We start from the raw sequence: 12564 nt of genomic DNA, 5'->3' as shown, positions 1-12564 counted from the left end.
AAGGCCCTGGCCGGCCATTCTCCGTAATAAAACTGCAATGGAACGGGCGCATACCGTGCGAAGTTCAACGGCTGTTCATATTCATGCAAGCTTTTCGCGCTCCTGCTCTTGCCACTATCGACGATGTTTGCGGAACACCCGCGGCTGGATATGACGGAGCCCCTTTGAGATCGATCCCGGATTTCGCGGTTATCGTACCCATGCACAATGAGGAAGCGAGCGTTGAAACGCTTGTCGCTGAGATCGTTGCTGCCTGCCAGCCGGTCGGTCCGTTCGAGATTATCGTGGTGGACGACGCATCTTCCGATTGCACGGCGGATGTGGCGCTTTCGCTTGCCGGGCGTTATCCGATGCTGCGGCTGGTGCGGCATGACCGGCAGGGCGGGCAATCGGCTGCGATCCATAGCGGTGTGCAGGCAGCGCGCGCGCCGGTTGTCTGTATGCTTGACGGAGACGGGCAGAACCCGCCGGACAATCTGCCGGCGCTTCTTGCGCCGCTTCTTGCCACGAACGCGCCGAGCCGGCTTGCGCTTGTGGCCGGGCAGCGCGTCGGCCGGCGCGATACGCTTGCAAAACGTCTTTCCTCCCGCTTCGCCAATGGCTTGCGGGCGCGGATATTGAAGGACGGCACGCGGGATACCGGCTGCGGCCTCAAGGCTTTCCGTCGCGACGCCTATCTCGCCTTGCCCTATTTCGATCACCACCACCGCTATTTTCCGGCGCTCTTCAATCGCGACGGCTGGCAGGTTGCCCATGTCGACGTCACGCACCGGGCGCGCCTGCATGGCAATTCCCATTACACCAATATCGGCCGCGCGCTTGTCGGCATCCACGACCTGATCGGCGTTGCCTGGCTGTTGCGGCGGCGCAAGCGGGCAAGTTGGGCCGAAACCTTCAAAACGGAGACATCGCCGTGAACGCACCGGCCTTATGGTCCATGCTGCATGTGAACAGCTGGAAGGAATTTCTCTGGGTCTGCACCGGCTTTATGGGCCAGATGCTGTTCACCATGCGTTTTCTGGTTCAATGGATTTCGTCGGAACGGGCGAACCGCTCGGTCATTCCGGTAGCCTTCTGGTATTTCTCAATCGTCGGCGGCCTTGTGCTGCTATTATACGCGATCTGGCGTCGCGATCCGGTTTTCATTCTGGGGCAGGCCTCCGGCCTGTTCATTTATGCCCGAAATCTCTGGTTGATCCATGCAGAACGCCGCCAGCATGCATGAGGCCGCAGCTCTGCCTTACGCGCAGGCGAATGAGCAGCGCCAGTGGATGACGTTTGCGCTTGCGGCAATCGTGCTCGTCACCGTGCTGCGCGTCGTCGGGCTTGCTTTCAACCGCACCGATCTTTTCGTTGATGAGGCGCAATATTGGCTGTGGGGCCGGGAGATGGCGTTCGGCGCCTATTCCAAGCCACCGCTGATCGGCTGGATCATTCGCGCCGCCACCACTCTGAGCGGCGGCGAGAGCACCTTCGACGTGCGGCTCGCCGCGCCGGTCATCCATGGCATAGTGGCCGCGGCGATCCTTGCGCTCGGGCGCATGATCTATGATGCGAAGCTCGCCTCGCTGGCTGCAGTCATCTATCTGACGCTGCCCGCCGTGACGCTCGGCAGTCTGCTGATCTCGACCGATACGCCGATGATGCTGTTCATCGTGCTGTCGATGATCTGCGTGCGCAAGCTTGCGGAAGCACGCGCTGCCGGTGTGTCCGCGATGCTCTGGAGCATTGCGCTTGGTCTAAGCTTCGGCCTCGGGCTGATGTCTAAATATGCGATGATCTATTTTCTGCCCTGCTTCATCGCTGCCGGCTGGCTGTGCGTGGGCTGGCGCATCCGTTGGCGTGACGCCGGTATTGCTGTAGTTGTCTGCGCCGCCGTCGTCGCTCCCAATCTGTGGTGGAATGCCGCACATGATTTCATGACCGCGCGCCACACGGCGGACAATGCCAACTGGCATGGCGTTAAGCTGAAAATCGGTCCGGCGCTCGAGTTCTTCTTCTCGCAGGCGGGTGTTGTCGGGCCGTTCGTCTTCATCGGCATGATCGTCGCGACGTTCAGGGCGAAAACCGCTGAAACCCGGGCGCTTGTTGCCCTTTCGATACCGATCGTGCTTCTGATCACGGCACAGGGGCTGATGTCGCGGGCGCTCGCCAACTGGGCGGTGGGGGCTTATGCCGCGGGCGTGCTTCTGGCGGTGCCTGTCCTGGCATCCCGGCGCTGGCTTACCGTCTCCACCCTTGTGCTCGGCGGCATCGTTGCCATCGCACTGCCGTTGATGACGATCGCCGGAACGGAATTGCGCTTGCCGAATGGCGACCTGGCGATGAAGCGCTATCTCGGCAGCTCGGAGCTTGTGTCGACCGGCCTTTCAAGGGCGCGAGAGGCGGGGGCGGATGCAATCGTCGCTGCAGATCGCTCCATTCTGGCCGAGCTTTTTTATCAGCTGCGGGACGAAAAGCTGCTCATGCCGCGCGCTCTGCCTGAAACCGGCGTTCCTTCCAGCCACTACGCGCTTCTTTACCCGCTGAAAGCCGGAGAGGCGACAAATCCCGTCTATCTTGCGAGGGCGGACAGCCTGCCGGGTTGTCTCAATGGCCAGGCGCCGCTGTCGACCTGGGTTGCCGGGCCGGGCTCGTTCGAGGGCAAGGAAATCGGTCTCTGGCGTCTGCCGCCACAATGCATCCCGAGGGTTGCCGATGGACAATGATCTTTCGCATATGCGGATCACGATCTGGGTTACGTTCGCCACATTGGCGCTCGTCATCCTGTTCGCGACCTTCCCGTCCATCGACCTCGAGTTTTCTTCCCTGTTTTTCTCGCCCGAAGCGCGCCTGTGGGCTGGAAGCCTGCCGGTTCCGGAATGGTTTCGCGATACGTTGCGGGAGTTAACGGAACTGGCCGCACTTCTGGCCTTCATCGTTCTGGTCGGCAACATCAGGCTGGGCGCGATGCAGCGCACCGGCTGGCGCGTCTGGGCCTTTCTCTGCGGGCCTGTGGTGCTCTGCGCCGGGCTTCTGGTAAACGGGGTGCTGAAGGCCAATATCGGCCGCGCCCGCCCGTTCAGCGTCAGCGATTTCGGTGGACATCAGCTTTTTACGCCGCCTTTCCAGTTCAGCACGCAATGTTATTCAAACTGTTCGTTTTCCTCCGGGGAAACGGCGCTCATAGCGAGCTTTTTCCTGCCGCTCTGCGCGCTTGTCTGGAACCGCCTGCAATGGGGCGGGCGTCTTTTCATGGGCAGCACTGCCGCCGGAGCCATCATCCTCATGTCCGGTCTGCGTATTGCAGCTGGCGGGCATTTTCTCAGCGATGTGGTGATGTCCGTGCTGTTTTCCGCACTGACGACGCTGTTCCTTTACCGGGCGCTGGCAATTGCCCGTCATCGTCATCTATTTACCGGCGATGCCGTTACGGCCGATGCCATCAGCCTTTGGCGCAATGGCAGCCATGCTGTTCGCACCCGCGCTCGGCGCTGGTGGCCGAAAATCAAGGCCGCCGCCACACGGCTGCAACGACCGCCGGATGCGGGCACGGCATCTTCCTGAGTGGTGCAGATGGAGTGCTGCGATCTCTGCGGATGCTGAGATAGCTGGCAAAATTGATAAGCTTTCTTCTCATCATGCCAAACTTTAACCAGCATCCAGCCACGGCGCGGACGCGCCGTAAGAAAGGGTCTCACGCGATCAAAGACTTGATCGCACTGGACCCCGGACTAAATCCGGGGTGACAGTATGCGGATGCAGTGATTTTGCAGATGTACGAGAGAAACGATTGCTTCAGTCGAACAGGCCGGAAACCGACTGTTCCTGCGCGGTGCGGTTGATCGCTTCGCCCAGAAGGCCCGCAGTGCTGATCACGCGGATATTGTGCGCGGACTGGACGCTGGTGGTCGGCTGGATGCTGTCGGTGATGACGAGTTCGCGCAGCTTCGATGAGGCCACGCGGGCAACGGCGCCGCCGGAAAGCACGCCGTGCGTGATATAGGCGGTGACGCTGGTTGCGCCCTTTTTCAGCAGCGCTTCGGCAGCATTGCAGAGCGTGCCGCCGGAATCGATGATATCGTCGATCAGGATGCAGTCCTTGCCGGATACGTCGCCGATGACGTTCATGACTTCGGATTCACCCGGACGGTCACGGCGTTTGTCGACGATGGCCAGCAGACAGTCCAGACGCTTCGACAGGGCACGGGCGCGCACCACACCGCCAACGTCAGGCGAAACGACCATGACGTTGTTGGTGTCGTAGTGGTCCTTGATATCGCGGGCCAGAATGGGCGCTGCGAAGAGGTTGTCGGTCGGAATATCGAAAAAGCCCTGGATCTGGCCGGCGTGAAGATCAAGCGTCAGAACACGGTCGGCGCCGGCTTCGGTGATCAGGTTGGCGACGAGCTTGGCGGAAATCGGTGTGCGGGGGCCGGCTTTGCGATCCTGGCGGGCGTAACCGAAATAGGGAAGTACTGCCGTGATGCGTTTTGCCGAGGAGCGGCGCATGGCATCGATCATGATGAGCAGTTCCATCAGATGATCGTTTGCCGGAAACGAAGTGGACTGGACGAGAAAAACGTCCTCCCCGCGTACGTTTTCACTGATTTCTACGAAAATTTCCTGGTCAGCAAACCGCTTTACGGTGGCATTTCCCAAGGGAACGTTGAGATACTTGCAGATCGCTTCGGCAAGGTGCCGGTTCGAATTGCCTGCGAAAACCTTCATTGCGCCCGCCTGTTTCCATGCAATCGCCTTGCGCCACGGGAAAGTGTCTGCCGTAACCAAGCGTCGTTCAAGGGGAGGAACATCCGGCTGAAAAGCCTTTGCCGGATACGCCTTGTTGCCATGCGCGCCTTAATAGCGTTGTTGCTTCCGATTGCAAGAGGACTCCGTGCTTTCGCAATGATTTTCATGAAATCTCTGTGACTTCTCCCGCCGTTTCATCTCATCCCCTTTGAGACTGCTTCCATGACGAATACTCGTTGAGCGTTTTTGCGGCGATATCCTGCATGACCCTGTCGGTCGCGGCGGCCCAGGGATCGCTGCCCTTGGCTGCCACCGTTTCCTGCCCCTGCAGGCGATGGAGCCTGACACCATTGGCATCCAGAACGTCCCAGACGTAGATGATGTTGACCTTGCTGCCATCGGCGAAGGCGGAGAAATATCCCTTGAGGATGTTCTCTGCCGAATTGTCGTTGGAGGCGCGGATTGTCAGCCCCTTTGCCCGCGCCTCGGCGCCCAGTTGCCGCGAAAGCGGCGTGACGGCCTGAACGGGCGCGCCGATGATCGGCAGGAAGCGGATGGTGTTGCCGGAAGCAGCGGGGGCAAGTGCGGCCGTCTGCTGTGGAGGCGGCGGCTGGGTGCTGGCGGGTGAGTGGCCTGCAGATTGTCCGGTAGACTGGGTCTGACCAAGAGGTTCGCCGTACTCATTGCCGTTGGAAAGCGCCTGTGCCTGCGCCTGCAGGGAGTTCTGCGGTGCATAAGCGGGCACGGAAGAGGCGGTTGCCGGTGCGCCTGCGGGCGCGCGGTCGGCGGCGGCAGCCATCTGGTCGAGATCGCCCTGCGTCACCGGTGTCGATTGCGAGCTATTGTGGCCGACATTCACCTGCGGCGTCAGCGCCTCCGTGGTGTTGCAGGCCGACAGGGTCAACGCCAGCGCCGGAATGACGAGGACCGAAACGACAAACGTCTGGAAAGGGCGGGTAAACCCCGTCCGGCTCATGCGACGTTTCCTCTCATGTTCCGCTCCTTCTTGCCCAAGGTGGCGGCAATGTAGGGCCGGTTTTCCCGCTCTGTCAAACCCGGTGCAGATTTAAGCTGTGAGAAGATCGAGGCTATGGCGCGAGAGCGGTTCCGGCGCGCCTTGCGTGGTGAGGTAGGTCTGGCCTAGGGTCATGGCGGTGCCGGAATCGGAATCCATCACGATCATGTGCACGAACAGGGTCATATCGCTGGCGATTTCCTGCGAGTTGCCGGCATGGAACATCTGATGCTCCATCCATGACGGTGAGAAACGCGCGCCCAGCGAATAACCGCAGGAGTTCAGGCGATGGCGGGTCAGTCCACGCTCGTCCATGACGCGGGCGTGCACGTCGAAGACATCGCCGAAGGTCTTGCCGGGCCGCAGCACCTCTTCGATGTCGGTGAGGTTTTGCAGGCAGGCGCTGTAAAGCTCCTTCTGGCGGAAGTCTTGTTCGCCGATCACCACCGTGCGCATCATGGCGGCGTGGTAGTGGGCGCTGACACCCGCCCATTCCAGCGTCAACTGATCCTTGTCATCAAGCCTGCGTCGGCCGGCCTTGTAACGGCACAGCAGCGCGTCCGCGCCGGAGCCGATGATGAATTCATTGGCGGGATAGTCACCGCCGCCGGCCAGAACCGCTCCCTGCATTGCCGAGAGGATCGCGGCTTCGTCCGCACCGGGCTTGATGAGTTCCAGTGCAGCGTCCAGAGCCTCGTCCGCAAGTCTGCCTGCCTTCCTCGCATAGGCGATCTCGGCTGGGCTCTTGATGAGCCGCAAGCTGCTGACCAGATAGGAGGCGTCGATCATCTGGCAGAAGCTGGCAAGCTGGTTATCCAGCAGGCGGGCGACGCGCCCGGTCATGCCGTGGGTGTCGTATTCCACGCCGATCTTGGCGCCAAGGAGATCGAGATCGCTGAGGAGGTTCTTAAGATCGAGCGTCGGGTCGGCATTGGGCCGGTCGACCCAGACGAGAATATTTTCGATCGTCGAAGTATTCCGGGCCTGCCGCATATCCGCCGAACGGGTCAAAAGCATCATGGAGCCGTCCGACTTGACCACCAGCGTCTGGAAGAAGCAGTAGCCGAAGGTGTCATAGCCGGTCAGCCAGTACATGCTTTCCTGGGCGAAAAGCAGAATGGCGTCCAGCTTCTCTTCCGCCATCTTGGCAATCAGCCGTTCGCGGCGGGCATCGAATTCCGAGAGCTCGAAGTGCAGGGCCATTTAGTCCTCCAGAATTGCGATTGCGGAAATCTGCCGCCCATAGTCGGGCTCGGCACGGTGGGTCGTGCGGCGGTAGGAATAGAAGCGTTCTTCATCGGGATAGGTGCAGAGGCCGAGGTTTTCCGCTCTCACGCCCGCATTGACCAGCCGGTCCACCGTAAATTGCTTGAGGTCGAATAGCGCATGGCCGCCTTTGTCCGAAGCGGTGAAATAGGCCGCATAGGCGGGATCGAAATCGGTGAAGCGCGCCACATATTCAGGCCCGACCTCATAATTGGCCTGGCTGATGGAGGGGCCGAGGGAGGCGGAGATACGTTCGCGGCTGGCGCCCAGCTTCCTCATGGTCTCGATCGTGTTTTCGAGCACGCCGAACAATGCACCCTTCCAGCCGGCATGGGCGGCACCCACAACGCCCGCTTCAGCGTCCGCAAAAAGGATCGGGCCGCAATCGGCGCTCAGAACGCCGAGCACGAAACCCGGCGTCGCCGTCACCATCGCATCGGCCTGCGGGCGGCTGCCGTCATAGCTTTCATCGACCACAAGGACATCAGGAGAATGGACCTGATGCACGGTGGCGAGACGTTCCGGAGACAAGCCGAACCATTGCGTGACGCGCCGGCGGTTTTCCTGCACCAGTTCCGGCTCGTCATTCGAACCGAGGCCGACATTGAGGCCCTGATAAAGCCCCTCGGAGACACCGCCTTGCCGGGTGAAGAAACCGTGACGGACACGGTTTTCACTCAAGGCGGCAAGCAGGGGGCTCTGGATGGGGAGCGGCAGCGTTTCGTTCTGCATGGTGCGGGAGTTCCTTGGAGAATGTCGCTGTTGGCCAGTGGGATGCGTTAAGCGAGATGTTTCCTGTTGCCGCGGCGTTGCGCGGCGTTTGTCTGGTGCAGTGTGTCTGCGTTCGCTTGCTTCGTTCTGGGCCGATGTTGGCCCAGAGGTGATTGCACTGTCAATCCACCGCGCGAAACGGCATGAGATGGAGCGCGGGACTTGAAACGGCGATGACCTTGAAAAGTTCCCCCATCCTTCCAGCCCCTTCGCCAGCGAGACGGTTGACCGCTTCGGCGATTTCAAGCGTCTGGTCGGGTGTAGCTTTCGCGGCAAGGGCGGTTGCCCGTTCCTTCAGGCCAAGACCATAAAGAAAGTCGCCCTGCCTGATGCCGCCGTTGACATGAACGCCGTTTGCCTCAGCCGTCCTGATAAGGCTTTCGAAATCGACATGGCTGGTCAGATCGGCTTGCCCGGGATGAGAAAGCGGCGGGTCGAAGGCATGGTTGCGCATGGCCTGCAATGTGTCGCCATACCCGGCGACCAGATGGCCGTAGTCGATCGCGAGTGCGGTGCCGCCATATGCGGACAGGCGCTGGCAGATTGCGGTCATTACGGCTTCGCGGGCGGGTGCGATCTCGAATATGCTGCCAATCGGCTGCCGTTCCGGGCCGGGCGGCAGCAGAGCCGGGTCGATGCCGGCAAGCCCAGTCGAGAAGACCAGTTCACCATCGGTACCAAGACTGACCACCCGTTCGCGGAAACCCTGCGGCGTCTTCACGAATTGCCGGATTGGGATGGCGTCGAAAAGCTCGTTGGCGACGAGGAGCAGGAAACCTTCCGGCACAGCATCGAAACTGTCATGCCATGTCAGCCGTTCGGCATGCGCAGCGAGCGTCTCTTTCTGGATGGCGCAAAGGCGAGGGCTGGTCTCCACCAGATGCACCCGCATCGTCTCGTAAAGCGGTGGGGCGATGCGGCGGATGACGCGCAGCATGTCAGACATCATGGTGCCGCGGCCGGGGCCGATTTCCACCAGACGAATATCTGCGGGTGCGCCATGGCGCTGCCAGGCGTGAACCACGAAAACGCCGAGCATTTCGCCGAAAAGCTGACTGACTTCCGGAGCGGTGATGAAATCGCCCGATCGGCCGAAAGGCTCGCGGCTCCGGTAATAACCGTGTTCAGGATCGGCAAGGCAAAGCGAGAAGAAATCGGTGACGCTGAGCGGGCCGTTCAGGCGGATGAGGGATTTTATGCGTTGCGCAAGCGGTGTCGTCATGGCAGGCCATTCCGCTTAAGCGCGTATTTTAGCGCGTCGCGCACGCAAGACGGCCCAGAGGCCAAGAAGGAACATCGGCGTGGAGAGTACCATGCCCATGGTCAGCCAGTTGCCCGCGAGATAACCGATCTGGGCGTCCGGCTCGCGGAAGAATTCCACGAAGATGCGCGACAGCGCATAACCGCAAACGAAGATGCCGGTTACGATGCCAGGTGTTTTGAGCGCCCTGAAAACGTAGATGGTGACCGCCAGAATGACGAGGAGAACGAGGCCTTCAAGTCCCGCTTCGTAAAGCTGGCTGGGGTGACGCGCAAACGGCCCGCCGGTCGGGAACACGACGGCCCAGGGAACGTCGGCGATACGTCCCCACAATTCGCCATTGATGAAATTGGCGATGCGTCCGAACAGCAGGCCGACAGGTGCGACGGCTGCGATGATATCGAACATGCTCCAGACAGGGATGCCGTTCTTGCGGGCGAAGAGGATCATGGCGATGGTCGTGCCGATCAGGCCGCCATGGAACGACATGCCGCCGTTCCATATCTCAAGTGCTCTTATAGGGTTTGCGGCGACGGCGCCAAGATCGTAAAACAGGATGTAGCCGATGCGCCCGCCAAGCACGATGCCGCCGGCTGCCCACAGGATGAAGTCGTCAAGATGCTGCGCCGAGATTGGCGATGTATCGTTTGGCCACAGGCGAGGCGTAAGCGCAAGGCGGCGGGCATAAAACCAGCCGAGCATGATGCCGGCGACATAGGCAATGCCGTACCAATGGATCGCCAGAGGCCCGAGAGACAGGGCAACCGGATCGATATTCGGAAATGGCATGATGGCAAGTTGGGTGGGAGCGGCTAACAATCCGTATATTCCGTCATCGTTGCTGGGCGGACAACAGAATAACCCATTGCCTCAAGGAGCCGGGCGATGATGCTCTCCGGTCTCTTTACGCGAGGAAAATGGCGATTGCCGCAGCGCCGGTCAAGATTATTCTTCAAGGGACGCTTTGCGATGCCGAAGGCCATTGCAAGCCATGTGGATTTTTCGATTTTGCTTGCAAGGCGGCTGTCGAGTGCCTACCTGAAAGGCATCAACAGCAGGGAACGGAACGCTCCCTGAACCGACGAAGGAACAGGGCCATGAGCACGACAGGCACCAATCGTTTTCTGGATGAATTCGCCAAGCTGATGACCGATGCGGCGGGCGCTGCGCAGGGAATGCGCAAGGAGGCCGAGGCTGCCTTGCACGCACAGGCGGATCGCTGGCTGAACAGCCTCGACGTGGTCAAGCGCGAGGAATTCGACGCGGTGCGCGAGATGGCGATCAAGGCGCGCGATGAAAACGATGCGTTGCGCGCTCGCATCGAGGCTCTGGAAGCAAAGCTTTCTGCTGCCAAGGATTGATTCTTTTCGCGCTTTTTCATCAATAGGTCCCGGATCGCCTGCGATTCCGGGACTTTTTGTTTGCGGGCCATGCAACCCGAAATTATTCCCTCTCGATCCGGACCTGCCTCCATCGTTAATTTTTTGAGGCCTGTGGACACTTCCAAAAAACGCAATTGCCAGAGTCGCTTATGTATCTCGCCTGAGGTGATGGGGGAGAAGATATCCACTGTTCAAAAAGTAAAAATGCTGCCCGAGGGGTGGCAGCAGGACTCGGCCATTATACACTGATTTTAAATGATGATTCGAAACGAACCTGGTAAGCTCCACACAGGGTGAATGTGTAACTCTGTTGGTGTCGGGCAATCGTCTCAAGTGTTGAATCCGGTTTGTGTGTGCGTTTTGTGCCCGGCGTTCAAAACAGAACATCCATACCGGATGAGAAGGTGCCGCATGAGCCTGATAGAATTTGAAATTGAGCGCCAGTCCAATCCCGTGGACATGATCGAGATTGTCGCCGCCTCGAACGACTGGTCGTTCGAACGTTCCGGCGAAGATGAGATCGCCATGACGGTGGCGGGCCACTGGGCCGATTATCACGTTTCCTTTTCCTGGATGGAAGATTTCGAGGCACTGCATCTGGCCTGCGCCTTCGACATCAAGGTGCCCGATCAGCGCGTCAACGAAGTCATTCGCCTGTTGTCTCAGGTCAACGGCCAGGTACTGATGGGTCATTTCGATCTGTGGCGGCAGGAAGATGTTGTGATCTTCCGCCAGTCGCTGCTTCTGGCTGGCGGTGCGGAGCCTAACAACCAGCAGGTGGAAGTGCTGCTTTCCAGCGCGCTTGAGGCATGCGAACAATATTATCAGGCATTCCAGTTCGTCGTATGGTCGGGGCTGGATGCGAAAAGTGCAATTGAAGCGGTCATGTTCGAGACCGTCGGAGAAGCTTGAAAATGGTCTACAGGGCTTCCGGTCCTCTCGTCCTCGTTGGGGCGGGCAATATGGGCGGCGCTTTGCTTTCGGGCTGGCTGAAAAAGGGCGTGCCGGGTTCGCAGGTTATCGTCATCGATCCGCGCCCCTCCGACGCCATGCGCACGACAATTGCGGAAGCGGGCGCCACGCATAGCGAAAGCGTGCCTGACGGCGTGAAGGCGGGCATTCTGTTTGTCGCGGTAAAACCGCAGATGATGGAAGCAGTGCTACCCTCCCTCAAGCCCTTGCTCGGACCCGAGACCGTGGTGGTTTCGATTGCGGCCGGCACCACCATCGGCACTTTCGTTTCGCATTTCGGCTCGGTCGCCGCCGTGCGGGCCATGCCGAACACGCCGGCCATGGTTGGCCGTGGCGTGACGGGCGCCTATGCCAACGAATTGGTGACGCCGGCGCTAAAGGCAGTGGTGGATGGATTGCTGAAGGTCAGCGGTCCGGTCGAATGGGTGGAAACCGAAAGCGATATCGACGCGGTTACCGCGGTTTCGGGAAGCGGTCCGGCCTATGTCTTCTATCTGGTTGAATGCATGGCGGAAGCCGGTCGCAAGGCCGGTCTGCCGGCGGATATAGCCATGCGGCTGGCGCGTGAAACCGTGGCCGGTGCTGGCGAACTCCTGCATCAGTCTTCTGACGAGGCGGCGCGCCTGCGCCAGAACGTTACCTCGCCGGGCGGTACAACGGCCGCCGCACTTTCGGTGCTGATGGCCGAAGACGGCATGCAGCCCCTGTTTGACAAGGCGATCGCTGCGGCGAAAAATCGCGCCGAAGAACTGGCTGGTTGAAGACGAGCAGGCTGGCGGGAGCAGGGCATGAGCAGTGAAATTTCCTATGCCGATTTCGAGAAGGTCGATATCCGTGTCGGCACGATCGTCGAGGCAGAGCCTTTTCCGGAAGCACGCAAGCCGGCGATCAAGGTGAAGATCGATTTCGGCCCCGAGATCGGCATCAAGAAATCCTCGGCGCAAATCACGGTGCACTATACCCCGGAAAGTCTGATCGGCCGGCAGGTGCTGGGTGTGGTGAATTTTCCGCCGCGCCAGATTGGCCCGTTCCGCTCCGAAGTTCTGACACTGGGGTTTGCCGATGGCAACGGCGACATCGTGCTTGCCGCGGTCGAGCGGCCGGTGCCGAACGGCGAGAAAATGTGCTGAGAAAGCGCAACAACACGCAACCCGAAGATTGCGCAG

The 12564-nt window shown here is 60.2% G+C and carries 14 protein-coding genes; 8 read left to right on the top strand and 6 right to left on the bottom strand.

Features of this window, described 5'->3' with window-relative positions; translation table 11 throughout:
* The first annotated feature begins 77 nt into the window (after positions 1–77).
* From G6L97_RS09020 to G6L97_RS09005, 4 genes are read left to right on the top strand one after another with little or no spacing between them, the layout of a single operon-like run.
* Entirely contained in the window at positions 78–917 is an 840-nt protein-coding gene (locus tag G6L97_RS09020) for a glycosyltransferase family 2 protein (RefSeq protein ID WP_111783587.1), read from the top strand.
* 20 nt (positions 918–937) lie between these two features.
* Positions 938–1225 carry a lipid-A-disaccharide synthase N-terminal domain-containing protein gene (locus G6L97_RS09015; protein ID WP_019565216.1) on the top strand — a complete coding sequence of 96 codons (288 nt, stop codon included), beginning with the start codon at positions 938–940 and terminating at the stop codon, positions 1223–1225.
* Entirely contained in the window at positions 1200–2708 is a 1509-nt protein-coding gene (locus tag G6L97_RS09010; RefSeq protein WP_162686689.1) for an ArnT family glycosyltransferase, read from the top strand. Before G6L97_RS09015 ends, G6L97_RS09010 begins: the two co-directional genes overlap by 26 nt.
* Complete coding sequence (locus G6L97_RS09005; protein ID WP_065662230.1) at positions 2698–3546, top strand: phosphatase PAP2 family protein; 849 nt, start codon at positions 2698–2700, stop codon at positions 3544–3546. Before G6L97_RS09010 ends, G6L97_RS09005 begins: the two co-directional genes overlap by 11 nt.
* Before the next feature lie 231 nt (positions 3547–3777).
* On the opposite strand, the gene G6L97_RS09000 is transcribed toward G6L97_RS09005, so the two are convergent.
* From G6L97_RS09000 to lgt, 6 genes are all read right to left on the bottom strand, one after another.
* Positions 3778–4710 (bottom strand): ribose-phosphate pyrophosphokinase, encoded by a 933-nt coding sequence (locus G6L97_RS09000; protein ID WP_003513466.1) that lies wholly within the window; start codon positions 4708–4710, stop codon positions 3778–3780.
* 220 nt (positions 4711–4930) lie between these two features.
* Positions 4931–5707: a hypothetical protein gene (locus G6L97_RS08995; protein ID WP_038491763.1), complete on the bottom strand. Its 777-nt coding sequence runs from the start codon at positions 5705–5707 to the stop codon at positions 4931–4933.
* 90 nt (positions 5708–5797) lie between these two features.
* Entirely contained in the window at positions 5798–6949 is a 1152-nt protein-coding gene (locus tag G6L97_RS08990; RefSeq protein ID WP_038491760.1) for a M24 family metallopeptidase, read from the bottom strand.
* Positions 6950–7744 carry a peptidoglycan editing factor PgeF gene (pgeF, locus tag G6L97_RS08985; RefSeq protein ID WP_019565220.1) on the bottom strand — a complete coding sequence of 265 codons (795 nt, stop codon included), beginning with the start codon at positions 7742–7744 and terminating at the stop codon, positions 6950–6952.
* 160 nt (positions 7745–7904) lie between these two features.
* Positions 7905–9005, bottom strand: coding sequence for a class I SAM-dependent methyltransferase (locus G6L97_RS08980; protein ID WP_097100646.1), 1101 nt, complete (start codon positions 9003–9005; stop codon positions 7905–7907).
* A gap of 15 nt (positions 9006–9020) precedes the next feature.
* A complete protein-coding gene (gene lgt / locus G6L97_RS08975; RefSeq protein WP_029658791.1) occupies positions 9021–9833 on the bottom strand; it encodes a prolipoprotein diacylglyceryl transferase in 813 nt (270 codons plus the stop codon).
* A 308-nt stretch (positions 9834–10141) separates the two neighbouring features.
* On the opposite strand from lgt, the gene G6L97_RS08970 reads away from it, so the two are divergent.
* From G6L97_RS08970 to G6L97_RS08955, 4 genes are all read left to right on the top strand, one after another.
* A complete protein-coding gene (locus tag G6L97_RS08970) occupies positions 10142–10405 on the top strand; it encodes an accessory factor UbiK family protein (RefSeq protein ID WP_003513446.1) in 264 nt (87 codons plus the stop codon).
* Between the two features lie 432 nt (positions 10406–10837).
* Complete coding sequence (locus G6L97_RS08965) at positions 10838–11338, top strand: type III secretion system chaperone family protein (protein ID WP_006311131.1); 501 nt, start codon at positions 10838–10840, stop codon at positions 11336–11338.
* 2 nt (positions 11339–11340) lie between these two features.
* Complete coding sequence (proC, locus tag G6L97_RS08960) at positions 11341–12159, top strand: pyrroline-5-carboxylate reductase (RefSeq protein ID WP_013636581.1); 819 nt, start codon at positions 11341–11343, stop codon at positions 12157–12159.
* Between the two features lie 27 nt (positions 12160–12186).
* Entirely contained in the window at positions 12187–12528 is a 342-nt protein-coding gene (locus G6L97_RS08955; RefSeq protein WP_003513443.1) for a tRNA-binding protein, read from the top strand.
* Positions 12529–12564: the final 36 nt, after the last annotated feature.

The organism is Agrobacterium tumefaciens (genome assembly GCF_013318015.2).
GTDB classification, from domain to species: Bacteria; Pseudomonadota; Alphaproteobacteria; order Rhizobiales; family Rhizobiaceae; genus Agrobacterium; species Agrobacterium tumefaciens.
This window is presented reverse-complemented; position numbering and strand designations above follow the sequence as displayed.

What these genes read in the sequence shown, in the direction of transcription:
- G6L97_RS09015 (WP_019565216.1), top strand. Translation starts at nt 938, where the DNA reads ATGCTGCATGTGAACAGCTGGAAGGAATTTCTCTGGGTCTGCACCGGC.
- G6L97_RS09010 (WP_162686689.1), top strand. Translation starts at nt 1,200, where the DNA reads ATGCAGAACGCCGCCAGCATGCATGAGGCCGCAGCTCTGCCTTACGCG.
- G6L97_RS09005 (WP_065662230.1), top strand. Translation starts at nt 2,698, where the DNA reads ATGGACAATGATCTTTCGCATATGCGGATCACGATCTGGGTTACGTTC.
- G6L97_RS09000 (WP_003513466.1), bottom strand. Translation starts at nt 4,710, where the DNA reads ATGAAGGTTTTCGCAGGCAATTCGAACCGGCACCTTGCCGAAGCGATC.
- G6L97_RS08995 (WP_038491763.1), bottom strand. Translation starts at nt 5,707, where the DNA reads ATGAGCCGGACGGGGTTTACCCGCCCTTTCCAGACGTTTGTCGTTTCG.
- G6L97_RS08990 (WP_038491760.1), bottom strand. Translation starts at nt 6,949, where the DNA reads ATGGCCCTGCACTTCGAGCTCTCGGAATTCGATGCCCGCCGCGAACGG.
- pgeF (WP_019565220.1), bottom strand. Translation starts at nt 7,744, where the DNA reads ATGCAGAACGAAACGCTGCCGCTCCCCATCCAGAGCCCCCTGCTTGCC.
- G6L97_RS08980 (WP_097100646.1), bottom strand. Translation starts at nt 9,005, where the DNA reads ATGACGACACCGCTTGCGCAACGCATAAAATCCCTCATCCGCCTGAAC.
- lgt (WP_029658791.1), bottom strand. Translation starts at nt 9,833, where the DNA reads ATGCCATTTCCGAATATCGATCCGGTTGCCCTGTCTCTCGGGCCTCTG.
- G6L97_RS08970 (WP_003513446.1), top strand. Translation starts at nt 10,142, where the DNA reads ATGAGCACGACAGGCACCAATCGTTTTCTGGATGAATTCGCCAAGCTG.
- G6L97_RS08965 (WP_006311131.1), top strand. Translation starts at nt 10,838, where the DNA reads ATGAGCCTGATAGAATTTGAAATTGAGCGCCAGTCCAATCCCGTGGAC.
- proC (WP_013636581.1), top strand. Translation starts at nt 11,341, where the DNA reads ATGGTCTACAGGGCTTCCGGTCCTCTCGTCCTCGTTGGGGCGGGCAAT.
- G6L97_RS08955 (WP_003513443.1), top strand. Translation starts at nt 12,187, where the DNA reads ATGAGCAGTGAAATTTCCTATGCCGATTTCGAGAAGGTCGATATCCGT.